Consider the following 23641-nt stretch of genomic DNA (forward strand, 5'->3'; position numbering starts at 1 on the left):
CAGTTGCTGAGCGCTTGCATATCAGACTGACAGTGAATTGACCTTTGACATTCTATTGGCAAGCGCCGAAGGTGTACGAAGTAGAATGAATTCATCAAGCTATCCCCGCTTTCTGATCTTCCATCAGGTCATCGGGACAGACAGGGTGACATTGCAGGCAACAGGTGACACGGATCAATGACAGTCAATAACTCCGACAATGACACGCACGCACATGAGCTGCCTTTATTTCTGACAGGGCCGGTTTTGCGCCGTTGTAATGCCAGAGTCATCACGCTGTGGATGGTGACATCCGCACCGCTTGAAGGCCGGTTTCAGCTTTTTCAGGGCAAAGAGGCATCCCCATTTTTCGAGGCTGATTTCACCGACGAACAGCAGATTCGGATTGGGCAGTCTGCCTGGGTGGTGATGGCTCAGTTTTCCGGCGAATTTCCGCTGGATACCGAGCTGGCCTATGAGATTGACACCCCGCAGGGCGCGCTGACCACGTTGCTGCCTGAGCTGTGCTATCCCGGCGAGGATCGGCTGACCCTGACGATCAAATCCCGTGCCGACTATATTCAGCATGGCTCCTGCCGGAATCCGCATTTTCCCGGCAAAGACAGCCTGGTGGCGGCGGATGAAAAAGTCGCGACGCTGCCGCTGGAGGAGCGTCCGGCATTACTCATGATGAGTGGCGATCAGATCTATGCCGATCATGTGGCCGGGCCGACCTTAGATGCGATCAGTCAGGTAATCGACTTGCTCGGATTGCCCGACGAAACCTTCACTGATGCCCCTTATGCCTCGTTATCGGCGTTACGTGCCAGTCATCACCAGCTCTATGGCCGGGATCAGGTTCTGCCGGTGTACGAGCCGACCGGCAACTGGCTGTCAGATACCCGCATCATGCGCTGGCTGCCGGCCCGGCAGCGTCCGGTGTTCACCGCCAATGAGTGTGAAAACCATCTGATTGGCCTGAGTGAATTTCTGGCGATGTACCTGCTGGTCTGGTCACCGAATGTCTGGCAACTGGTGGATATTGATCGTCTGGAGAAACAAGGCTTTCAGTGCGGCGAACAGGTGCTGGCAGATAGATGGCAGCAATTGTGGCAACAGGAAAAATCGGAAATTGAGGGATTCATCAGCGGGCTGGTGAACGTCCAGCGCCTGGTCGCCCATATTCCCACTTATATGATCTTTGACGATCATGACGTCACGGACGACTGGAACCTGACTGTCGGCTGGGAGCAGGCGGCCTATCAGCATGCTTTTTCAAAGCGCATTATCGGTAACAGCTTGTTCGGCTACTGGCTCTGTCAGGGCTGGGGCAATGACCCGGCGCAGTTTGACGAGGCTTTTATAACTAAGGCCCGCTCCTATTTTTCAGCGCCGGATCAGGCCGCTCACGATGCCATGATCGATCATCTGTATGATTTTGAGCACTGGCACTATCAGGTCGAGACAAAACCCAAGATGCTGGTGCTCGATACCCGGACCCGTCGCTGGCATTCAGAATCGAAAATGAACAAGCCCTCCGGTCTGATGAACTGGGAAGCCCTGACAGAGATGCAGCAGGCCCTGATTCACGAACCGGCGGTGATCATCGTGTCACCGGCGCCTATCTTTGGCGTGAAGTTCATCGAAACCCTGCAGCGCATCATGACTATCATCGGCAAACCTCTGGTGGTGGATGCAGAGAACTGGATGGCCCATCCAGGGGCCGCCAATACCTTGCTCAGCATCTTTACCCATACCAAAACACCCACCCATTTTGTGATCATTTCCGGCGATGTCCATTATTCGTTTGCTTATGATGTTCAGCTGCGCTTTCGCCGTAATAGTCCAAATATTTACCAGATCACAGCGAGCGGGATTAAAAATACCTTCCCGGAAAAACTGTTACGGGTTTGTGAACGAATGGACCGGGTATTGTACAGCCCGCATTCTCCCCTCAACTGGTTTACCAAACGTAAACGTATGAAAATCTATAAGCGGGATCCGGACACCCCGGGGCACGGTCGTTTGGTCAACAGCAGTTGTATTGGCGAGCTGTGGCTGAAAGATGACGGTCAGCCTGAGCGCATTGCGATTCTGACTGCGGAAGGGCAAACCATCGGCTTTCCGCCCACCCGGCAGGAACAGAAACGGCATTCAGAAACGGGTGAAAAAGCAGCAGCCAGTCCTGACAATTCCTAACCATAGTCGGGTGCTTCACAATTTTTTAACACAGAGGCGCGGCGTTGTTGACATAGGTCAAACGTCCGTTTAATTCTATGCTTCAAATGAAAAGACAAGCGTGAAGTTTGTCCTGATAAAACGTCGTGTAGAACTCAATACAAGGATAACACCATGTTGAACCTTGCCGCTGCCCTACAGCGAAATGCTGTGTCTAAACCTGATAAAGTCGCCATTATTTGTGGTGATGTTCAGATCACTTATGCTCAGTTCAATGCCATGGCCAGCCAGATCGCCAATGGCCTGAAAGCCAAAGGTATTCAGCCGGGTGACCGGGTGGCGCTCAGTTGTCCGAACCTGCCGTTCTTCCCGCTGGTGTATTATGGTATTCAGAAGGCGGGCGCGGTCACTGTGCCGCTCAATGTCCTGTTGCGCGAACGCGAAATTAAATTTCACCTGGAAGATTCAGCGGCAAAGTTCTATTTCTGTTTTGAGGGTGTGGAAGGGTTACCTATGGCGCAGGCCGGGGTAGCTGCGTTTGAACAGGTCGAGAGCTGTGAGCACATGGTGGTGATGACAGCCGATCAGTCACTGACGGATTATCAGGGGTTACCAACCCTGACAGCTTTCATGAAGGATCAGTCCCCTGTGTGTGATTACACCGCCCGTGAAGCGGATGACACGGCGGTGATCCTCTATACCTCAGGCACGACGGGCCAGCCGAAAGGCGCGGAGCTGACGCACAGCAATCAGTACACCAATGCCCTGGTGGCGCAAAATCTGATGGAAATGCGTGGCGACGACGTTCACTTGCTGACCCTGCCGCTGTTCCATACCTTCGGCCAGACCGTCAACATGAATGCGCCTGTCAGCCTGGGTTGTACCATGGTGATGGTGCCCCGTTTTGATCCGGCACTGGTGAAAGGGCTGATTGAAAAACACAAAGTCACTCTATTTGCCGGCGTACCGACTATGTATATCGGGATGAACCTGTGCAAAGCCGACAACGATGTGTCTTCGCTGCGTATCGGCGTCAGTGGCGGCGCGTCATTGCCGGTCGAAGTGCTGCGCACCTTTGAAGAAAAATTTAACGTCCCGATTCTGGAAGGGTACGGCCTGTCGGAAACCAGCCCGATCGCCAGTTTCAACCATCTGGACATGCCCCGGATTCCGGGCTCAGTCGGCCAGCCGATTCAGGGCGTTGAGGTGCGCGTGGTCGATGACAAAGGTCAGCAACAGCCTCAGGGTGAGCCGGGTGAAATCATTGTTCGCGGTCATAACATCATGAAAGGCTACCTGAACCGGCCGGAAGAAAATGTAAAAGCCTTGCGCGATGGCTGGTTCTATACCGGCGATGTCGGGCGTTTTGATGAAAAGGGCAACCTGTTCATTGTCGATCGGGTGAAAGATTTGATTATCCGTGGCGGCTTTAACGTCTACCCGCGTGAAATTGAAGAAGTCTTCATGACACACACTGACGTGGCGATGGTCGCGGTCGTCGGTGTGCCTTGCGATCAGTATGGCGAAGAAGTGAAAGCCTTTGTGGTACTGAAAGAAGGTGCGACAGTGAGCGAAGAAGCCCTGAAAGCCTGGGGTAAAGAGCAGCTTGCCGCTTATAAATACCCACGTATGGTCGAGATTCGTCAGGCACTGCCAATGAATGCGACCGGGAAAATCCTCAAAAAAGATCTGCGGGCTGAAGTTCTGCAGGCCGCTGAAACCGCTTAACCCTTACTGACATCAAACACCGGGTCATCTGCCCGGTGTTTGCATTTCCTTAGTTCGTCATCATCTCCTGTTTTCCTTTGTTACAGCTACACTTATCCAGAATATCCTTAACTTTAAGCCAGTTGTTCATTCATGAACGGCAAACGGAGGCCCTATGTATACAACGCATGGATTAATGTTTGAAGTGGACAGAGATGGCGATAACTTTTTTATGGAGTTGAAAGCCATCGGCAAGCTGACTCACCAGGATTATGAACAGATCACTCCACTGATCGACGATGCTCTGGAAGGCGTGGCCAATCCTAAGGTGAATGTCTACTTTGATGGCTCAGAGTTTGAAGGCTGGGAATTGCAGGCGGCCTGGGATGATCTCAAACTGGGGCTGAAACACGGTAAAAAGTTTCACCGGATTGCCATTTACGGTAACCAGCGCTGGATGGACATCGTGGCTAAAATTGGCAGCTGGTTTATCTCAGGGGAAGTGAAATGCTTCGATACTCCCTTTGATGCCTTAGCCTGGTTACGGGAAGAGTGAGATAAAAGCTGAGTGTTTGTCGCTGTTTTTGCTGGGATTTCTCTCGTCTGTAAAGCAGGGAGTTGCTATGATGCAACAGAATTTATGCGCTGGGGAAGTCCCCGATATGGCTGTTTAAACAGGGAGGCAGCTTTGCCGTTTCGAACCTTTTCGTTTTTACCTTTTTCTTCCGTGTTGTTCTTTGGGTGTCTTGCCAGTGCCGGTTCCATAGCGGCAACTCCGCAACCGACTGCTGCTAAGGCCGAAAGTGTTCTGCCATCGGGCGAAGAGGCCGATAAAGAAGACAGCCGTTATTTCTTTGGTTTACGGGGTGGTGTCAGCCTGATGGGTTTAACAGACACAGCAACGATTGCCGGCGTGTCTGAATCGTCTGATGACGCCGGTGCCACTGGCTTCTGGGGCGTGGATTTTGGTTATTACACCCCTGAAGGGCGCAGCCGTCTCTACTACAGCTTTGAAAGGCATGTGGAAGAGAGCAAGTTTCCGTCATCAGGACTGAAATTTGACAACATTGCTAATCTGAACCTGCTCGGTACAGATTACTTTTTCTTGTACAACAAAGACTTTTCGCCTTATGTGGGCCTGCATTTCGGTTATGCCAGCGTCAGTTCCGATTCCGGCTATGGAGGGGATTACAAAGCCAGTGGCTTTGTGATTGGGATGCAAACCGGTCTGGCATGGCGCGTTTCATCGGATATGTCAGTCGAAGCCGGTTTCCGACACACTGTGCTGCCAAGCAAGCTGAAAAACTGGCAGGGGCAGGATGATTCAGGCAATACGGTGAATTTTGAATCTCAGCAGCGCGGTGTCAGCTCGTTGTTTCTGGCAGCGAACTACCGTTACTGAGTGTTGTTTGCCCACAGCTGGCGAAGTGCATGATGAAGGCAACGGCTTTGGGTTTACACCTTGGGCTGTGCGCGTATAATGCCCAGCTCCGAAAACGACAATCATTTCTGTAAGGACGTCAGCGTGAAGCTATTTGTCAGAGATCTCACCGTTATTGATGCCTCCTATCTGTGCCCGGTCCGAGGGATGGTGGGAGAAAGCTGGATTCTGGACGTGGTGATGTCTGGCGAGCTGAATGAAATGAGCATGGTGCTGGATTTCAGCCGCGTCAAAAAGCAGATCAAACAGCTGGTGGATCAGTATGTCGACCACCGTCTGCTGGTGCCGGCTGCCCATGCGTCGATCAAAATGGCCGCGACTCAGCCGGGCTATGCAACTGTAGATTTGCTTCGGGGCGATCAAAGTATCCATCTGCATTGTCCGGACGAGGCCTACTGCCTGGTGGATGCTGATGCCATTACCATCGAGACCGTCACTCAGCATTTGCACCAAGTGCTGTCGGGAAAGCTGCCGGACAATGTTCAGGGCCTGGAGCTGGTTTTACGTCACGAAAAGATTGATGGTGCTTTTTATCATTACAGCCATGGCTTGAAAAAGCACGACGGTAACTGTCAGCGCATTGCACACGGCCACCGTTCACCAATTGAGCTGTATGTCGATGGTCAGCGTGACAGCAAGCTGGAAGCCGACTGGGCGAAGCGCTGGACGGATATCTATCTGGGTACTGCCGAAGATCAGGTGCGTGTCTCTGAGCTGAACCTGAGTGAGCACGCGGCCAGTGTGTCTGATGATACCCATTACGGTTTTCGCTATACCGCGCCACAGGGTCTGTTTGAGCTTGCGATCGCCAAAAGCGAGACGGAAATGATTGGCACAGATACCACCATTGAGCTGCTGGCGCATTATATCGCCGCTGCCGTGAAACCTGCCATTGGTCAGCATCAGACGTTGGATGTTGTGGCCTATGAGGGTGTGGGTAAAGGTGCGATGGCGAGTTTGTAATCGTACCGGGGAATCGGTTATTTTCCTCAGAGTATGTCTTTAACAGCAGTGCGCCCGCGGGAACCCTAAAAGCGAGCGCAATGTCTGAAGTTTAGCTTGTATGTCGCGCTTACTTTCTGTGCCAATTTCAGCATCTTAGTATGCGCGCCAGGTACTCTTTGTTGGTGCAAAGCGTACCCAGAAAGCCCCTTTTTATTCTTTGGTGTGGTCCGGGGCGGTTGTAGGCGCTCCCGGCGCCGACAACCTGAAAATTCGTCCTGAATTTTTCCCTGGGGGAGTGATTTTCTTGGGATTTGGGGTTGGTGTTGGGTAACGGGCGTGATGGTATGTCGCGCTTGAGTTCAGTGTTTCTCTCGCCATCGTCTGATGCGCGCCAGGTACTCTTTGTTGGTGCAAAGAGTACCCAGAAAACCCCTTTTTGTTCTTTGGTGTGGTCCGGGTCGGTTGTAGGCGCTCCGGGCGCCTACAACCTGAAAATTCGTCCTGAATTTTCCCCTGGGGGAGTGGGTTTCTTGGGTTTGGGTTAATGGGCGTGATGGTATGTCGCGCTTGAGTTTGGTGGCTCATTTGGCATTGTTTGATGCGCGCCAGGTACTCTTTGTTGGTGCAAAGCGTACCCAGAAAGCCCCTTTTTGTTCTTTGGTGTGGTCCGGGGCGGTTATAGGCGCTCCCGGCGCCGACAACCTGAAAATTCGTCCTGAATTTTTCCCCTGGGTTTGTGGCACGAGTATACATTCTCACCCCGCTTCACTTTTTCGTTCAATCTCAGTCACTTTATCGCAAATGTAGTCGGCAATCGGCATCGCTGAGGTGGCAGCCGGTGACGGGGCATTACAAACGTGCAGGCTGCGTGGGCTGTCTGCGAACAGAAAATCATGAACCAGCGTGCCGTCTTTCAGTACCGCCTGAGCACGGATGCCTGCCGGGTAGGGCTCCAGATCGTCGAGTCTCAGTCCCGGACAATATTTTCGTACCCGCGCAAGATAGCCGGCTTTCCACCAGGCATCTTTGAATTCCTGCAATCCGGTTTTCAGGTGCTTGCCGGTGACACGCCAGAAACCGGGGAAAGTCAGCATGTCCAGACTGTCATGCAAACTGAAATTGAACCGCCCGTAACCCTCGCGTTTAAACCCCTGCACTGCGTTCGGGCCAACTGTGACCGAGCCATCGATCATGCGGGTCAGGTGCACCCCTAAAAAGGGCAGGGAAGGGTCTGGGATTGGATAGATCAGGTGACGGACAATCTGATTATGTCTGGCGGCCAGACGGTAATATTCTCCGCGGTAGGGGATGATCTGAAAATCTGTCTTCAGCCCCATCATTTGGGTCAGGCGGTCGGCCATTAATCCGCCGCAACACACCAGAAAACGGCCTTTGACAGCAAAAGATCCGGCACTCGCTGCGTTGCTGTGGTGGCAGGTCAGTTCGATGTGATCGCTGTGCTCTGCGATGGCTGTCACTTGCGTACCCAGGGTTATTTCCCCGCCTGAGGCGGTAAAATCACTGGCCATGTGCTCAGTCACCCGGCGGTAATCCACGATGCTGGTTGCCGGGACAAACAGTGCCCCCAGCCCGTTGATGTTCGGCTCTCTTGCCTGCAGTTGTGCCTGATCCAGTACTTCGAACTCAATACCGTTTTCATGGCAGCGCGCGCGCAGATCCTGCATCCGGCGCACTTCCGTCTCATTGGTGGCGACCAGTAATTTGCCGCAGTTGTCGACCGGAATCCCGTGCTGGCGGCAGAAATCGAGTGTACGTTGTACGCCTTCTTTGCAAAACCGTGCTTTCAGGCTGCCGGGCGCATAATAGACGCCGGCATGGATCACACCACTGTTGTGGCCGGTCTGGTGACACGCGAGCGTGCTCTCTTTTTCAATCAGCAAAATTTTGCTGGCCGGATGCCGGCTTAACAAAGCACGGGCTGTGGCAACCCCCACGATGCCGCCACCAATCACCAGATAATCGTAATACTCATTCATTGCGGATCCTTTGCAACGGTAACTTAAGCCAGAGCAGGCCGGTATCATTCTGATTCATCAGGTATTGAAACACTAAGCCTTCATTCTGGCAAAAGATTCAATGGCTTTCACTCAACCCAGATTTCTGGGGATTTCATCTTGCGGCATGCGCCGGGCGGTGGTTTAATAGCCGCCATCACCTCATTTGGAGTTAACGCCTGCATGAATCACTAACCCCTGACATCCTTTGAACTTTTTCTTTTGGATCCGCAGGGTTAGTGGGCGTTAACCGTCTATATCTGAGCAGTCACCGACTGTGAATCACATCTTGTGATCGGCTGTACAACTCAGATTTGTCTGCAAAAAAGCAATGTCTTCCGACGGTAATGTCTCTCCCTGCGCTTGCGCCGGAGGTCTTCATGACATTATTGCAAGCTCAGTCTCTGACTGTTTTACTTCCCCACGGGGAACCACTGTTTTCTGATCTATCCCTGACTTTAGACCGTGAAATCACGGCACTGGTTGGCCGTAATGGCTGTGGCAAATCTGTGCTGGCCGCATTGCTGTGCGGCGCCCGCCAGCCGGATGAAGGTCGGGTGATCAGGAACGCACACATTGCCTGCTTACCTCAGCTGACAGAGCAGAACGACTTGTCGGCGCTGGGCACTGTCGCACAGGCACTGGGTGTGGACGATTGTCTGCAAGCGATCCGACGCATCGCCGCCGGCAGTTGCGATCCGGTGGATTTTGAGGCGGTCGGTGAGCAATGGGATCTGCCTGATTCCCTGTCCCGTCAGTTGTCAGAAATGGGATTACCACCCGATCCCGGGCAGTCTTGTGCCAGCCTGAGCGGCGGTGAGCTGACCCGGTTGCGATTGTGGCTGTGCTTTCGCAGCGATGCTGAGCTGCTCATTCTTGATGAGCCGTCAAACCATCTGGATCGGTATGGCAGAGCATGGCTGTCACAGCAAATCACTCGTTTTCAGGGCGGTATCTTGCTGATCAGCCATGATCCGTCATTACTGAAAAACGCCGATCGCATTGTTGAGCTCAGTCATACCGGGTTAACCTGCTACGGCACGGATTATATTCAGTACCGGCAACAGAAAAGCCATGAATCCCGTTTACTGACAGCGCAGCTCTCCAGAGCGAAACAGCAAATCAGCGCTATCAATCGCCAGCATCAGCGCAATGAAGAAAAAGCGCAGCGCCGCGCTGCGGCCGGGAAACGGGACAGACACGCTGGCAGCCAGTCGACCTTGTTGCTTGATTACCAGAAAAATGCTGCAGAAAGTGCAGCATCTTCCAGAAAACAGCAACAAAACCAGCAGTTGGAACAGGCGCAACAACAGCTCAAATCACTGCAGGACAAAATGGACAGCAACAAACCGCTGAGCTTCAGCACCAGAAGTGCAGCCAAGCGAAGTGCGCGTTTACTGACGATCTCTGAATTGGGCTTACTGCGGGGACAATTGCCTGCCATCAGCCGAACCATCAGATATGGCGACAAAATTCACCTGCGCGGCAGTAACGGGATCGGTAAATCAACCTTGCTGAAAACGCTGATGGGTGAGCTGCCAGCCAGCTCAGGCGAGGTTCACCGGCACGGGCCGCTGTGTTATCTCGATCAGCATTTCTCCTTATTTGATTTGCAGGCAACGCTGATGGATAACCTGACACGCCTCTGTCCGGCTTTATCTGTCGCAGAGCTGCGCACGCTGGCTGCCTGTATTGGTTTTCGCCGTGACCGAGTCGGGCAGCCGATGTCGACCCTGAGCGGCGGAGAGCGAATGCGGCTGGCGATGCTGGTGGTGAGTCATCAGCAACAGGAAGGGGTTTTGCTGCTGGATGAGCCGGATAATCATCTTGATTTGGAGGGAAAAGCCATGATGGCGCAGGCACTGAGTGAACATCAGGGCAGTTTCATACTGATCAGTCATGATCCGGATTTTGTGGATGCGTGTGGTGTGAATCAAGGCTGGGATCTTTGCCGGTAATTCAACTATGCTATCAGAGGCTTATGGATAAGGAGACCACCATGTCACAAGAAACGTCACAAACAACGGCATCGCCGCAGCGTCTGACGGGCCAATGCCTGTGCGGCAAAGTCGGGCTGATTTCAACCAGCGGCACTTTACATGCCGAGGCATGTCATTGCGGCATGTGCAGAAAATGGAGCGGTGGGCCGTATTTGGCGGTCGCCGCCGGCACAGAAGTGAGTTTTAACGGTGAAGAACACATCACCCGTTTTTCATCATCCGAATGGGGAGAAAGAGGGTTCTGCAAGCACTGCGGCAGCCATCTGTTTTACTTTCTTAAGCCAACCGGCCAGTACATCGTGCCGGCCGGTTTGCTGGATCAGGAAAGTCAGCTGGTGATGGATCAACAAATCTTCATCGACAAAAAACCCGCTTTTTATGCCTTCAGCAATGACACGGAGAATTTGACCGAAGCAGAAGTGTTTGCGAAGTTTTCCTCTTAAGAGTTTGATTCTTAAGCGTTATCTTATCAAACAACACTCACCCCGGGCCGGGATTTTCGGCCCGGGATGAGATCACGAATGCTGTGTACTGCGCGCAGTCGCTTACCTGACCGTGGCTTTTTCTTGTTGTGATTCCTGTTCTTCTCCATTCATCATCGCTTTTGCAGCCACAGGCCTGCGATTGCTGAGCAAAATGGAAGCGATCACGATCACCGTTCCTCCGGCAATGGTCAGACTGTCCGGAATTTCCTGCCAGAACATCAGGCCCCAGAGTATGTTAAATACAATGCCGATATACCGGGTGACGGCGACCACGGCCGCATTCTCGTGGCTAAAGGCTTGGGTCAGGAAAATCTGACCCAGCAGAGACACGACGCCAATCGCAATTAAATACAGCCAGGTAACACCCTGAGGCATCACAAAGTGATCTGCCATGAGCATGGCGGAAATCAGCGTGGCAATGAACAGGAAGTAAAAAACGATCTCATAAGTATGGTGCCGTTTGCTTAACTGTTTGATGGTAATTGAAGCGCCTGCCGCGAAGGCGGCACTGGCCACACCGGCGAGTGCATAAAGATTATAAGAGTCATAATCCAGCGGGTTAATGATCAGCCCTGCACCGGTTAAAACGGCAAGTAACAATAGGACTGAACGGGGCGGCAGTGTCTCTTTCAGGATCAGTCTTGAAAAAACAAGAACAAAGAAAGGGGACAGATACGCCAGAATCACCGCGTCTGCCATGGGAATATTGGCCAGCGTATATACGAAAGCCAGCAGATAAAGCGCGCCAAAAACACCCCGCAATACCAGCAGCGGTATACCCTGAGAAGAGAAGCGGATGCGGCTGTGTTTCATCAGCAGCAGGATCAGTACTGTGCCGATAATACTGCGGAAAAATACAATTTCAGCGGTCGGAATAGTATCGCTGGCGGCTTTGATCAGCGCATTCATAACGCTGAAAATAAAGGCAGAGCCAATGGTTAATAATACGCCATTATTCATCGCATGCAGGTTCCTTGACAGAGTTGGTCTCAGCAGCTGGATGACCTGACAGATAGGTCAGATCTTGTCGGGCTTCGCGGGTGAGGACATCGGGATTGATGGCAATGTCGGGCTTGTTTTGCAGCCAGGTTTCAAAATCATGAATCAGCTCGCTGACGGTTGGGGTTTCAACATGGATCACTCGGGCGATTTCCCTCAAACGGTACAGCAGGCGAATATCTTCGGCGGGGATACGCGGCAACATCCGCTGACCGGATTCAACCTGTGCGCGAGGAAACGGCACCGCCGAAAAATCAAAGTAACGACCTGTTTCATCCGGTGTCGAGAACGGATCAATCAGTATGGCGCTGTAACGAATGTAGATCAGGTATTCCTGCTCTATTGCGCTGAGATCAGTAAACTGGTCGATCTTTTCTCTGGGAATACTTTCCGCTCTGACCGGGTAGTTATCGTCATTGAGAAACTGCAGCAGATTGACCCTCTCGCCCCCAAGCACGCTGACGATCACAGAGATATCCCGCCATAAGTCGACCAGCCGCCGAATCACAGCTGCGGTAATGGGCCCTTCCGGAAACAGTTTGTACAGGTAAACGGGAATCGCGGGCGGTTGCGTGATCGCCTCCAGAGAAAAATCATTGATGAACAACGCAGGGTGTACATAAGAGGTAATGTTTCTGGCTTCGACACTGATACTGTCGTTCAGCCAGGCATAGCCGACACCGATGTTGTCAAGCATGGTTTCAATACGGCGATGCCAGATTGTCTGAGCCGGGTGGTTGTTCTGGCTTGATGACAAATAGACTTTCTTCTTGATGGCTTTGGTGATGACATGTGTCGGGATCCGGCTCCCGTTTGCGTTTGTCTGGCATTTGGTTGCGGCAAAATAGGTCGAAAAGCCAATCACATCAAGTGATAAACCCTGTGACTCGCTCCAATGGCGGATGATTTGCTGGGAACCCAGAGACGGGGAAAGCAAAATGACACGCCGGAGTGAGATCAGTACTTGTTCCGGCAATGAGCGCAGCACACTGAGATAGGCATCGGCGGGAACCGCCAGAATCAATGTCTGCCAGACTGGCTCAATGTGTTCAGGGCAGGCGTAATTGCGGTTGACCTGCACATAGCCAGACAGCGCTGATAAAGCAGGTTTGGCGGCTTCACTCAGAATGCAGCCATGACGGATGTAGCTTTCCTGCCAACGCAGCCAGTTTTCAGAAGGCCGGTTTGCGATGCCCAGATAAAGACTTGGCGTTTGCTTGAGGAGTACCGCAAGTTGCATGGCCGCCGGGCCGCTGCCAAACAGCAGGACATTTTCTGTGTCAGATTGCATGGCTTTTCTCCATCAGGATGACGTCGTACAACATAGAGCCGCAGTCCACAGGCTGAGCCCGCCAGCCGAGCGAAATATCAGGATTGAACGGGTAGTTAAATGCCGATTTCAGCCCGTTACCGTATCGAACCAGCACAGCTTGTGTCGTTGTAAGATAGGGACGAAGGGCCGACAGCACCTCCCATTTATGCTCGACCAGTGACGCAATCACAATGTGGGTCGGGCGGAACAACTCTAAGCAGGTCACGAGATCTGTACTTTCGAAGGAAATCCGTAAATGGGCGGTATTCAACTGTTGGGACTGAGCCACAGCGTCCTTGTCGATGTCGATTCCTTTGACTGTGGCATCCGTCTGGGTCGCAATGGTAATCGCCGATAACGGGAACGCCCCGGATCCGATAAAAAGCACACGGCTGTCACGGTTGATATTGACCGACTGGGTTTCTTTCCGGGCACTGTCATTTAATGCATTCAGATAGTGGGTAAAGTGGGACGGGTGATCAATGGCACATCTGGACTGATGTTTTTCCAGTGCGCATAAGGACTTGATTGACGTTTCGCGGATTCTCTTGATCTGACGATCCACTTCAGGACATTGCGCAAAGTGTTGCCATATTCGCTGATTGTCAGGGTGGGTAATGAGCTCACACACAGCGTCCAGTTTTTCCTGAACCAGCGTGTAACAGTCGCAGTTTTCCAGGCTGTAATCTGTCAGGGCCGACAATTGAGCTTCGCAGGCAATCAGTGATGAAAGCAGCGCATACTTTTCATTGAGTGTTGTCATTCTCTCGTCCGTGTAGGTGACAGGGTTGCGCGAAGGGCCGATGAAAATCGCCACATCAAAATGTTATAACATAACAATTCAGGTATGTAAGCTAATGCAGCCAGAGGCATATTTCAAGTGATTTTGCTGGCAAAAAAATGAGGTGTGTTCAGATCTTCGAGTCAGTCAGCAGAAACGCTTGTGACCCCAGGGCGAGGGCGTTGATGTATTTCCGGACGAGTTGAGCCAGAAACACAACCTTTCTGCGGTCAGCCGGAGAGCTGAGCCACAGAAGGTTAACAACGGGTGTTGGGATTCACTGCTTTTTCAAACTCACCGCCACTCGGCCAATCACTTTGATCTCGTTGTCATTCACTTCAACACAGGTGTGGCCAAGCGTCACCGCCAGCTTGTTCGGCAGGCGTTGGATCGCATTGATCGACAGGCGGCCGTCCATGTCTATCAGGTAATCACCGCTTACGGCATCGTTCTGGCTTTGATCAATCAGAAACCGCCCATCATGGGTTTCCACTTCAATGGTGGACGCGGCATTGAGGTTCCAGGACTGAAAAATGCGCTTGGCGTAGGGCAGTGTGCCCGTGCTGATCAATTTGCCATTGTTCAGGCTGTAGCTCTCCAGTGTGACGACAGCGTCTGATGCAGCCGTCGGCATTTGTCGTTCTGCTCTGTACTCATTTGACGTTTCAGCGATGGCATCATGCGTTGCGTGCTTATTGCCTGTGAACGAATGATGCAGATCTTCCAACGGATAATCAGACGGCAGAATCAGTTGGTGAACAGGAATGCCGGTACGTAAATGCGTACGGACAACCAGCTCGTGAGAGGTACGATTATGGGTATTCCAGGTGCTGAAGGTGGTTTTTGGCACGTCAAACAGCGTTGCCATCTCACCAAAGGAAGCACAATGGGTTAAGTCTCTCAAATTCGAAGTAAAGTCATGACCTTTCAGATAGTCAAAAATAAGGATTTTTTTACTCATGGACTGTCCAGTCAGTGTGATTAAACTCGAAAATGATCGTCAAAAGTTAATCTTTAATGGCAAGAGTTATTGACTGCATTCAATTGAGGATCAACACTGTGCGTATTCAACAAATCATCGCAAAAATTGGCAAAAAGTGCGCAAAACCAACGTGTAAGGATACCACTCATGGCAAGGAATCAAATAGCGATTGATGGACCCTGCATCGCAAAAGTTGAGATTCAGCGTCTGACCGACTCTCATTTTCGTACTCTGCTTGTGCCGCAAGTTCAATCGATGTCGTTTTGCGAACCAAAACCGTCCCATCTGAGCCGAAGTACTCAGGTGATTCTCAAATGGCAATTCCCGGTTCACTCAGATCGCGTTCATAGGGAGGTTGCGGCATGAGTACTGTCACGTTTCATGAACTGAAGATTCCGTCGGCCAATTTCACTGACATCCTGGCCGGACGCAAAACCCACCAGTTGTGTCTCAATCATCGCCAATATACTGTTGGTGATGTGCTGATCCTGCGCGAACTGGACGAGAACGGCGACGAGACAGGGCAGGAGATGAACTCGCTCATCACCCATGTTGAGCACGGCAACGCAACCGGCCTTGAGGACGGCTGGTGTGTCTTGTCGCTGGCCAACACCACGCCTTTACTGGGAATTCGTTTGATTGGGTATCTGCGTGATCGCTTAAAAGAGCACTGCGATTACACAGAAGCGGCCTATCAGATTATCAGGAAAGCCGGCAGTACAGATACGCAGGCGAAGCGCACGGTGCAGGCAGGGCGGTGTTGGGTGGATGAGGCGAATCATTTTTTGAAGAAGTTTTCGGTGGAGTTGTGATGCTTTTTTTGAGTTATTCCAGATTCTGAGGGTATGTCGCGCTTGAGTCTGGTGGTTCACATGGGCATCTGAGTTCGCGCGCCAGGTACTCTTTGTTGGTGCAAAGAGTACCCAGAAAGCCCCTTTGTGTTCTTTGGAGTGGTCCGGGCCGGTTGTAGGCGCTCCCGGCGCCAACAACCTAAAAATTCGTCCTGAATTTTTCCCTGGGGGAGTGCGTTTCTATTGGGCTGTAAACTCGTTTTTGGACATTTCCGAGTTAGGAGCATGTATAAATGTAGGCTAACGGTCATTATCTTAAGACTTGGTTTCTATACTGCATCACTTACTTTTTTAGTATCCACCCCCCTCTTTTTCATTAGCCTCTGGTGATGTACACTTGATTGCACACTAAGTGTGAATAAAGAGAAAAAAATGAATGAAGAAGTAGAAAGAAAATGCCGTAACTTAATGAAGTTGGATGTAGTTAACGAGTCTTTGATAAAGAGTTATTTAAACAATGAGTTAGTTAATATCTCAGAGACTAGACAGGGTCAATTTGATGGTTTTGATGTCCAATTTAACAATGAAAAGTATCTGTTCCCAAATTCAAGAATCTCAAAAAAATACAATAAAACAGGAACAACTCTAAAGTTACAAAAGAAAGCAAGTCTGTTCATTATCCCTTTGCCTTTGAGTAATTTTAAAGTTCCGCCAATAGGTCGAGGTGCGTTTCGAGAATTATTGAAAGGCTTTGCTTCTAGTGATGATGGAATGTTTCAAGCGAATGAATGGCTTGTTAGTCTGTTTGAAGAAGAAGACGCTGCTCGTTTTTATACTCAACAAGTCTGTCGAAGTACGTTTTTAACCGATTATAAAGAGATCATCTTAGAAGCCATAATTGCTTATTTTAGCGGCTACAAAAGTATTTCAACTATGTCCCTTTTCCCAGTGTTTGAAGGGGCATTGAGAGAACTTCAAATTCAGTTTGCAGAAGGTGAAGAGGGTAATGTCTCAAAAGACAAATTCATTAAACAGTTCAAAAAGTTAAGTGAGAAACGAATTAAAAAAGTAACTACTCATTACACCAAAACACCTCTAGACTTTTTATCAGATGGCTGTGAAAAAATGATGTTTGCAAGCCTCTTTGACATACATTGCGATGTCATCGCTGCGATTAAAGAGTTTTTTGAAGAAGTTCTATACAAGAAAAGCACTGATTGCGACCAAGGATTTAACCGTCATTTAGTTATGCATATGCTTAAAAATGACTTTAATGAAAAAGCAAATTTTGTACGCATAATAATTGTAATTTCTTATATCGTTTACTTTGAAGATGTGGAAAACAACATAACCCCATTTGATGACATTTCTTTCGATAGAAGATTAAATCAAGAGCTTTGTGAAATGTTAAAAAAGGCGAGCAAATCCAAAATAAGCTTAGATGAGTTTTAACGTGGGTGGATGTAAACTTCACTTAGAATCTAGGCAATGGATTGGGTAAATTTGGTCGAAAGAGAACATGATGGACTGTTACTCTAAACAGAATTGGGGCAAATCTGAGCTAGCCACGGTAGCTAGCTCGTTGTTGGACAGAAATGCGTTAGGGTTGTTCTAACGCCTTTGTTCAGATGAGAAAAAGTAGCTTGCGAGTTTAGACGTTCGTTATAGGCCATACACTTGCTTACTTTTACAATAAACAGTATTAAAAGACTGACATATAAGATTTTTGTTATACCTTGATAAGGTCTCTAGATTATTGTTTACATATTTAACATTAATGGTTGAAGTTTTATTTTCTTGCATTCGTAAGAGAGACTCTATAAGCGAATTATCATCGGTAAATTTACGGGCCATTGTTTCCATATCAGTAAAACAATAGGTTATGAAAGCATTACTTGTTAGATTAAACTCATATGTATTGTGAGAATTATCATTAGTTAAAGCAGTAAATCCTCGATCAGACAATAAAACATGCTTATCAATGTGCTCACCAGTATATGTGGAAATAATAATGTTTATATAGCTCTTAGTGTCTTCAAAAAAACTTTTTGTAAGAATCTCAATTGCGTTCATGTCTTTATCAATTGGCGGAACTAAAAGCATAAACAATGACTTCATCCATTTCTTGTAATCTTCAACAGACACCCCGAATCTTGAAGATATATCCTCAGCTTTAGGGTGGTTGAAATTATCAATTTTTTCATATAGCTCTCTTAGTTCGACAGTCGCTGGGTAATAGTTAGATAACAGACCTATTGTATTAAGTGTCTTTGTAATACAATAGGGATTCCTAAAAGAATTGAGTAATTTTAAAACAAAAATCTCCAAAATTTCGCTTTTAATATCATCACTATTATCTTTGACCTTTTTTAATAAAGATTTCGTTAATTCACCAACATTGTTCTCATATGACCCAAAGCACCCTTCTAAATTAAGCCTTTGTTTTTCATTTAAAATTTCAAATGAGAATAAATCATCAAAACTAAGGTTGCTTTCAATTTTGTCACCATTTTCAGATGACAGGTTGAGTTCGTAGTTTTTTCGATCTTTGATTTGAAACGAATAAATTCTTTGGTTTTTCTTAGATATATTAGGATTAATAGAGTTAAGTCTCTGCTCCACCTGAGCAACAAAATGATGATTACGTGTAACGTTTTTCATTCAAACATCGCTCCTTGATTTAGCTTATAACGCTGAGTACTAACATAGCGCGTCTTGCATTTAGCACGCTGCCCCTTCAGTCAACTTTGACTACTTTGAATCACTATAAAAACTTGGTCAAGCAATAACTAATACTAACAAACTTTGGCGTAGTACTGAGCTAGCAATGGTAGCTAGCGCAGTGTTGGACAGAAACCAGATAGAATGAAGTCGGAAAAAGCTTGTTTCAGACAAGTAAATGTACTTTTACTTCGTTGGGACTTCTCTATGCCAGACAAGCTTTTCGTCGTTTTGGGGCTTTGTTTGTTCATCAAACTCAATGGAAAATGAGAGATAAATGATTGAATTTCTGACTAACTCAGCAAGCGTCATAAGCTGAGTATTGAAGTCTTCATCAGTCATAATAAGCGTGTGCTTTGAGCGTTTCTTTTTTTCATAGAGTTGATTTTCAATGTGTTGAATTTTCTTCTCAAGCAGTTCCTTTTCTCCAATCAATTCTATGTGCTTATCTGTGCCTTTTTGTTTTTTTATCTCTGGATATAAAGCTACTAATTCACAGTTGTATTTCTTTCTTTTATCAATTAAGTGCCGTATCTCATTTTGTTGAACAGCGTCAGAAAAAACCAAATCAGAATACAGGCTGTCAATAAGTTTAAAAGATCTGTGTTCGATGTAATTGCGAATTTCACAGATTTTAACGAGATCAGGATTGAGCCATTCTGAAATAGATTCTTGGTCTTTAATATCTCGTAAATCTTTAAGTATGTAGAAGAGCGCGTGCAAAAACTGGTTTCTACTATCCTTGAGTTTATCGTGTGGTTTCCACTCTTTATTACCTTTCCCTGAATTTGGCTTTTTAAACAAATTTTCAAAGCTAATCTGTTGGTCTTTTTCTATATCGTTAAGATCGTAATAATGACTTATAAAATAGGAAATTTTGTCAAATAAGGAATAGAGAATTTTGAAAGCTGACTTTAATTGTTGAGCTTTAACGTTATCGATTGTGTGGGTTAAATCGTCAGTCTTTTTGAATGTGTTATTGAAAAAGCTTACTTCGTAATTTGGAATGTTTGATGCACTAAAAATAAGGTAACGAGCATAACAAAAATCGTTCTTTATCTCGTCAAAGTTGGTGTGATAAACTAATTCTTCGTGATAGGCTAGGGTCATATTTAATCGAGAGCTGATAGACGGTAGTGAAAGCGAATCAGGGAATATAGCTTCAGGAAGTTCGTCGATTTCCAGTTCATCGATAAATAGGTTTTTTTCCCGCACCAGTGTAAGTAATTAACTACTTTTTTACTCAGTTCTTTATCATTTTTTCTATAAAAGTGCTTAAAATAATCGAGAGTATACTGTTCTTCAAACCACTGTTTGAAATTCTGTGTTTTTTCATCATCAAAGATGTAATGGCTGTCATTGAAATACGCTTGATTATTAGGAAGTTTCAATCGTTCAGAAAGACTTTTATATGCTAGAAACTGATGATAAATGGCTTTTTGTTCGTCATGCGATATACAGTGTGAAAGGTATAGCTCATTGTCATACATAGCAGTGTGAGCTATCGGTTGATTGTTTAAGTTAATAGCATTTTTCCAATGCCTTTTGGCGCACATAAATCGCCCTTGTTGAGAAAGATAGTTTCCGTAATTTGTCTCGATTTGGCTAGTTAGAGCAATTTGACATTCATCATCAATGTTACGGTTTTTCAGAGCATTAAGTGCTTTCTTGAAGTGAATAATCACTTTGTTCAAATTAGGGCTATACCATTCGTTTAACTGTGGAACATAGAGCAAAGAATAAGCATTCCCTAACATATAATGAAATTCAGCTTCTCGAAAATCATCTTCAAAAACAGGCGTAAATGCGTCAAACGTTCCAATGAATTTCTCCATATCTGCAACGTTCTTCCTGTCTATCAACTCATCAACTCGTGCATTGAAGAGATCGAGTGCATCATCATCAATTCGCACGGTTTGCTTTTCTTCCATTTAATCATTCCTGCCTTAGTGAAACTATGTGACTAAACATATTTTTGAGTAATAATTTAACAGGTTGCAATAGCAATTATGAATCGTGATAAAGAGATCTTATGATATGTTGCGAGTAACTGCTCTAACACGTTTTGGGGCAATAACGAGTTTCGAGCCAAACTATTTCCCCAGCTCTAGGGAAAAATTCAGGACGAATTTTTAGGTTGTCGGCGCTGGGAGCGCCTACAACCGGCCCGGACAGCGACAAAGGACTAAAAGGCATTTCTGGGTACTCTTTTTGCCACAAAAGAGTACCTGGCGCGCATAAGAAAATGCTGAGGCAGGCACAAAAGTGAAAGCGCGACATGCAAATTCACTCACGGTAAGACGAGCACGGCACCCCCTCCCATCGCACAAAAAAACACCACTCAAACAAATAACTCCTTAAAACCAAGCTAAGTCACTAAAAAGTAACTAATTGCTGGCTACACTGAAATAACTATCAGTGGAGAGATAAGGGGAAGGGTATGACAATGAAATCATTACAAGCAGATACCCTGTACCGCACCTGCACCTTAAACGGGCTGGATGCCGAGTTTTCATCAACCAAACATTTAGAACCCCTGAACGAAATTGTGGGGCAGGAACGCGCTCAGCAGGCGGTTGAGTTCGCGATGTCGATTAAAGAAAAGGGGTACAACATATATGCCATCGGCCGGAACGGGCTGGGGAAACGGACTATGGTGCTGCGGTATCTGAACCGCCATGATCCGAACGGGGATGCTTCGCCATTATATGACTGGTGCTATGTCGCCAATTTTGAAGAGACCCGGACCCCTAAGCTGCTGAAACTAAAACCCGGCACGGGGATGCCGTTCAAAAAAGACGTTGAAAAGCTGATGCTGCGCCTGGTGAAAGCCTTGCCGCTGGCGTTCGACAATGAAATGTATTATTCGCGCTCGGAGCAGCTGAAAAATCAGTTGGCGGAGAAACAGCAAACGGCCTTGGGCAACCTTACCGAACAAGCGAAAGAGCAAAAGGTGAGCCTGACCCTGACGACTCAGGGCGATTATCAGTTAGTGGCGATGAATGGCGAAGAGCCGCACACCGAAGAAAGTTTTGTGGCGCTGCCTGAAGAAGAGCAGGAAAAATTCGAAACCATCATCACGGCGCTGGAAGTGAAACTGCGTGGCATTGCGCGCCAGTTGACTGACTGGGAAGAAGAGTTTTCCGATAAAATCCAGAAGCTCAATGAAGAAGTGGCGCTGGAAGTCGTTTCGCATTTTGTCAAACCACTCAAAAAGCAATACCGCGGTCATACTGAGATAAAAGACTATCTCACGGCGATGCAGAAAGACATTCTGGAAAACCTCGATATCTTTTTGGAAGAAAGTGAAGATCAGGTCGCGCTTTCTTATGCAGCATTGGATAAGAAAATGCCGCGTCGCTATCAGGTCAATGTGCTGGTCAGCCAGGAGGGGGAACGCTTTCCGATTGTGGTGGAAGAGAGCCCGAATTATCACGCTATCTTTGGTTACATCGAAAATGCGACCTACAAAGGCACAGTCTTTACTGATTTCTCACTGATTCGATCCGGCAGTCTGCACCGGGCGAACGGCGGTGTCTTGCTGATGGATGCGGTGAAGGTGCTGGAGCGACCCTATGTGTGGGACGGCCTGAAACGGGCATTGCGTTCACGCAAGCTGAACCTGAGTTCACTGGAGCGGGAAGTCACGCTGTCGGGGACGATTTCACTGGAACCTGAACCGATTCCGCTGGATGTGAAAATTATCCTGTTCGGTGATTATCAGACCTATCAGTTGCTGGTCCATTACGATCCTGATTTTAGTGAGCTGTTCCGTGTCACAGCGGACTTTGAAGATGAAATGGAACGTACCGATGAGACTGAGCTTCAGTATGCGCGTTTCATTTCCAGTATCGTGCACGATAACGGCATGCTGCATTGTGACCGCAAAGCCATTGCCCGCATCATTGAATACAGCTCCCGTCAGGCCGAGGATCAGAACAAGCTGTCGCTGCATTCGGCAGATATCGCCAACCTGCTGCGCGAAACCAATTACACCGCCAAAGCGGCCAATGCCAATATGATCCGCGTGGCCCATGTGGAACAGGCGCTGCAGCGGCAGGAAAAACGGGTCAGTCGTCTGCAGGATCAAATGCTGCACACCTTCAGGAACGGCACCACCCTGATTGATACCCAGGGCGAGGTGACGGGCCAGATTAATGGCTTGTCTGTGGTTTCGACCTCGGATCACCGTTTCGGCTTGCCGAACCGGATCACTGCGACGACCTCGTGGGGGGAAGGCGAGGTGATGGACATTGAGCGCAGCGTGAAGCTGGGCGGGCGGATTCACTCCAAAGGTGTGATGATACTGACCGCGTACCTGTCGTCGCTGTTTGGCAAGAGCGCACGCATTCCGTTGACCACACATCTCACCTTTGAGCAATCCTACGGCGGGGTGGATGGCGACAGCGCCTCCATGGCCGAACTGTGCGCCATTATTTCTGCCTTTTCCGGTTGTCCGATCAACCAGTCGATCGCCATTACCGGCTCGATGAATCAGTTTGGACAGGCACAACCGATTGGTGGTGTGAACGAGAAAATCGAAGGCTTTTTTGATGTCTGTACCATTAAGGGGCGACATAGCAACCAGGGGGTGATTATCCCGCAGTCGAATGCCCATAACCTGATGCTCCGCAAAGATATTCTGACTGCTGTCGACAAAGGCGATTTCCACATATGGGCGATTTCTCATGTCAGTGAGGCGATCAGTCTGCTCACGGGCAAAGATGCCGGGGAATGGCTGGACGGCAATTACCCGCCAGAGTCGGTTCTGGGTATAGCGCAAAATAGGCTGAATGCGATGCGCAAGTAAACGTGTTTCGCAAAGAGAAAAAGCCATCCTGCCGGATGGCTTTTTTTTTGGTTACACAGGTTCGCGCTGGCGGGCGACGGAGAGAAAAGTCGCCATCGCCTGAACATCAAGAAAACCGTCTGTCTTTTTATGGCCACGCAGAAACTGATAACCGGCCAGCACTTTGATTAACTCCTGGCTGACACCGTCAAAAGGTTGTCCTGTGACATGTTCCCAGGCGAGGGCCAGCGCTTCTTTGTCGACTACCTCAGCCTGACGGTACAGATAGCCACAACCGGTGGCTAACCACTCCAGGGAGCAATTGGCTTTCAGCGCAATTTGATTGGCTTTTTGCAGGCTGGGTTCGCTGCCGTTGAGGTATTTGCGGATCAGGGCTTCACTGAGATCAACCCGGCGCGCGAAGCCGCTGATACTTTCTTCGCCAATCAGGCTACGCAAGCGTTGAGCAAATGACATAGACTCGTACTCTGGTTCGAAACTTGTGGGTTATATCAT

General features: G+C 48.5%; 19 protein-coding genes. 10 read left to right on the forward strand and 9 right to left on the reverse strand.

Going from position 1 to position 23641, the window contains the following annotated elements:
- Positions 1–177: 177 nt before the first annotated feature.
- The 5 genes from LN341_RS18365 (at position 178) to LN341_RS18385 (ending at position 6268) form a co-directional block, all read left to right on the forward strand.
- Positions 178–2178, forward strand: a complete 2001-nt coding sequence (locus LN341_RS18365; protein ID WP_234206528.1) for an alkaline phosphatase D family protein — start codon at positions 178–180, stop codon at positions 2176–2178.
- A 153-nt stretch (positions 2179–2331) separates the two neighbouring features.
- Positions 2332–3885 carry a long-chain fatty acid--CoA ligase gene (locus LN341_RS18370; protein ID WP_234206529.1) on the forward strand — a complete coding sequence of 518 codons (1554 nt, stop codon included), beginning with the start codon at positions 2332–2334 and terminating at the stop codon, positions 3883–3885.
- A 154-nt stretch (positions 3886–4039) separates the two neighbouring features.
- Positions 4040–4420: an STAS/SEC14 domain-containing protein gene (locus tag LN341_RS18375; protein ID WP_234206530.1), complete on the forward strand. Its 381-nt coding sequence runs from the start codon at positions 4040–4042 to the stop codon at positions 4418–4420.
- A gap of 132 nt (positions 4421–4552) precedes the next feature.
- Complete coding sequence (locus LN341_RS18380) at positions 4553–5266, forward strand: outer membrane beta-barrel protein (protein ID WP_052729926.1); 714 nt, start codon at positions 4553–4555, stop codon at positions 5264–5266.
- 123 nt (positions 5267–5389) lie between these two features.
- Positions 5390–6268: a 6-carboxytetrahydropterin synthase gene (locus LN341_RS18385; RefSeq protein ID WP_234206531.1), complete on the forward strand. Its 879-nt coding sequence runs from the start codon at positions 5390–5392 to the stop codon at positions 6266–6268.
- A 737-nt stretch (positions 6269–7005) separates the two neighbouring features.
- Here LN341_RS18385 and lhgO read toward each other — a convergent pair.
- Positions 7006–8247, reverse strand: coding sequence for an L-2-hydroxyglutarate oxidase (gene lhgO, locus LN341_RS18390; protein WP_234206532.1), 1242 nt, complete (start codon positions 8245–8247; stop codon positions 7006–7008).
- Positions 8248–8645: 398 nt separating this feature from the next.
- On the opposite strand from lhgO, the gene LN341_RS18395 reads away from it, so the two are divergent.
- Together LN341_RS18395 and LN341_RS18400 are read left to right on the forward strand one after the other, a co-directional pair.
- On the forward strand, positions 8646–10223 hold the full coding sequence (locus LN341_RS18395) for an ATP-binding cassette domain-containing protein (protein ID WP_234206533.1): 1578 nt from the start codon (positions 8646–8648) through the stop codon (positions 10221–10223).
- Between the two features lie 41 nt (positions 10224–10264).
- Positions 10265–10708: a GFA family protein gene (locus LN341_RS18400; RefSeq protein ID WP_234206535.1), complete on the forward strand. Its 444-nt coding sequence runs from the start codon at positions 10265–10267 to the stop codon at positions 10706–10708.
- Positions 10709–10810: 102 nt separating this feature from the next.
- Here LN341_RS18400 and LN341_RS18405 read toward each other — a convergent pair whose 3' ends face one another.
- The 4 genes from LN341_RS18405 to LN341_RS18420 all read right to left on the reverse strand — a co-directional run bounded on the left by LN341_RS18405 (position 10811) and on the right by LN341_RS18420 (position 14803).
- On the reverse strand, positions 10811–11710 hold the full coding sequence (locus tag LN341_RS18405; protein ID WP_234206537.1) for a DMT family transporter: 900 nt from the start codon (positions 11708–11710) through the stop codon (positions 10811–10813).
- On the reverse strand, positions 11703–13040 hold the full coding sequence (locus LN341_RS18410; RefSeq protein ID WP_234206539.1) for an opine metallophore biosynthesis dehydrogenase: 1338 nt from the start codon (positions 13038–13040) through the stop codon (positions 11703–11705). Before LN341_RS18410 ends, LN341_RS18405 begins: the two co-directional genes overlap by 8 nt.
- A complete protein-coding gene (locus tag LN341_RS18415; RefSeq protein WP_234206541.1) occupies positions 13030–13824 on the reverse strand; it encodes a nicotianamine synthase family protein in 795 nt (264 codons plus the stop codon). Before LN341_RS18415 ends, LN341_RS18410 begins: the two co-directional genes overlap by 11 nt.
- A gap of 295 nt (positions 13825–14119) precedes the next feature.
- Positions 14120–14803: a helix-turn-helix domain-containing protein gene (locus tag LN341_RS18420; protein ID WP_234206542.1), complete on the reverse strand. Its 684-nt coding sequence runs from the start codon at positions 14801–14803 to the stop codon at positions 14120–14122.
- Between the two features lie 383 nt (positions 14804–15186).
- Between LN341_RS18420 and LN341_RS18425 the strand changes: the two genes are divergently transcribed.
- Both LN341_RS18425 and LN341_RS18430 read left to right on the forward strand, forming a co-directional pair.
- Positions 15187–15636, forward strand: coding sequence for a DUF3850 domain-containing protein (locus LN341_RS18425; protein WP_234206544.1), 450 nt, complete (start codon positions 15187–15189; stop codon positions 15634–15636).
- 411 nt (positions 15637–16047) lie between these two features.
- Positions 16048–17067, forward strand: a complete 1020-nt coding sequence (locus LN341_RS18430) for a hypothetical protein (protein ID WP_234206546.1) — start codon at positions 16048–16050, stop codon at positions 17065–17067.
- A gap of 210 nt (positions 17068–17277) precedes the next feature.
- Here LN341_RS18430 and LN341_RS18435 read toward each other — a convergent pair whose 3' ends face one another.
- From LN341_RS18435 to LN341_RS18445, 3 genes are all read right to left on the reverse strand, one after another.
- Positions 17278–18276, reverse strand: coding sequence for a hypothetical protein (locus tag LN341_RS18435; protein ID WP_234206548.1), 999 nt, complete (start codon positions 18274–18276; stop codon positions 17278–17280).
- Between the two features lie 246 nt (positions 18277–18522).
- Positions 18523–19446 carry an LA2681 family HEPN domain-containing protein gene (locus LN341_RS18440; RefSeq protein ID WP_234206550.1) on the reverse strand — a complete coding sequence of 308 codons (924 nt, stop codon included), beginning with the start codon at positions 19444–19446 and terminating at the stop codon, positions 18523–18525.
- A 2-nt stretch (positions 19447–19448) separates the two neighbouring features.
- A complete protein-coding gene (locus LN341_RS18445; protein WP_234206553.1) occupies positions 19449–20267 on the reverse strand; it encodes a hypothetical protein in 819 nt (272 codons plus the stop codon).
- A 509-nt stretch (positions 20268–20776) separates the two neighbouring features.
- Here LN341_RS18445 and LN341_RS18450 point away from each other — a divergent pair.
- On the forward strand, positions 20777–23146 hold the full coding sequence (locus LN341_RS18450; protein WP_234206554.1) for a Lon protease family protein: 2370 nt from the start codon (positions 20777–20779) through the stop codon (positions 23144–23146).
- Positions 23147–23197: 51 nt separating this feature from the next.
- Here the strand turns inward: LN341_RS18450 and LN341_RS18455 are convergent, their stop codons facing one another.
- Entirely contained in the window at positions 23198–23602 is a 405-nt protein-coding gene (locus LN341_RS18455) for a helix-turn-helix transcriptional regulator (RefSeq protein ID WP_234206558.1), read from the reverse strand.
- Positions 23603–23641 lie beyond the last annotated feature (39 nt).

The organism is Photobacterium sp. TLY01 (assembly GCF_021432065.1).
GTDB classification, from domain to species: Bacteria; Pseudomonadota; Gammaproteobacteria; order Enterobacterales; family Vibrionaceae; genus Photobacterium; species Photobacterium halotolerans_A.

Bases quoted from the DNA above. Each gene is read 5' to 3' on its own strand.
- LN341_RS18415 (WP_234206541.1), bottom strand. From the start codon at position 13,824: ATGACAACACTCAATGAAAAGTATGCGCTGCTTTCATCACTGATTGCC.
- LN341_RS18365 (WP_234206528.1), top strand. From the start codon at position 178: ATGACAGTCAATAACTCCGACAATGACACGCACGCACATGAGCTGCCT.
- LN341_RS18430 (WP_234206546.1), top strand. From the start codon at position 16,048: ATGAATGAAGAAGTAGAAAGAAAATGCCGTAACTTAATGAAGTTGGAT.
- LN341_RS18370 (WP_234206529.1), top strand. From the start codon at position 2,332: ATGTTGAACCTTGCCGCTGCCCTACAGCGAAATGCTGTGTCTAAACCT.
- lhgO (WP_234206532.1), bottom strand. From the start codon at position 8,247: ATGAATGAGTATTACGATTATCTGGTGATTGGTGGCGGCATCGTGGGG.
- LN341_RS18455 (WP_234206558.1), bottom strand. From the start codon at position 23,602: ATGTCATTTGCTCAACGCTTGCGTAGCCTGATTGGCGAAGAAAGTATC.
- LN341_RS18410 (WP_234206539.1), bottom strand. From the start codon at position 13,040: ATGCAATCTGACACAGAAAATGTCCTGCTGTTTGGCAGCGGCCCGGCG.
- LN341_RS18420 (WP_234206542.1), bottom strand. From the start codon at position 14,803: ATGAGTAAAAAAATCCTTATTTTTGACTATCTGAAAGGTCATGACTTT.
- LN341_RS18440 (WP_234206550.1), bottom strand. From the start codon at position 19,446: ATGACCCTAGCCTATCACGAAGAATTAGTTTATCACACCAACTTTGAC.
- LN341_RS18395 (WP_234206533.1), top strand. From the start codon at position 8,646: ATGACATTATTGCAAGCTCAGTCTCTGACTGTTTTACTTCCCCACGGG.
- LN341_RS18445 (WP_234206553.1), bottom strand. From the start codon at position 20,267: ATGGAAGAAAAGCAAACCGTGCGAATTGATGATGATGCACTCGATCTC.
- LN341_RS18375 (WP_234206530.1), top strand. From the start codon at position 4,040: ATGTATACAACGCATGGATTAATGTTTGAAGTGGACAGAGATGGCGAT.
- LN341_RS18435 (WP_234206548.1), bottom strand. From the start codon at position 18,276: ATGAAAAACGTTACACGTAATCATCATTTTGTTGCTCAGGTGGAGCAG.
- LN341_RS18425 (WP_234206544.1), top strand. From the start codon at position 15,187: ATGAGTACTGTCACGTTTCATGAACTGAAGATTCCGTCGGCCAATTTC.
- LN341_RS18405 (WP_234206537.1), bottom strand. From the start codon at position 11,710: ATGAATAATGGCGTATTATTAACCATTGGCTCTGCCTTTATTTTCAGC.
- LN341_RS18450 (WP_234206554.1), top strand. From the start codon at position 20,777: ATGACAATGAAATCATTACAAGCAGATACCCTGTACCGCACCTGCACC.
- LN341_RS18400 (WP_234206535.1), top strand. From the start codon at position 10,265: ATGTCACAAGAAACGTCACAAACAACGGCATCGCCGCAGCGTCTGACG.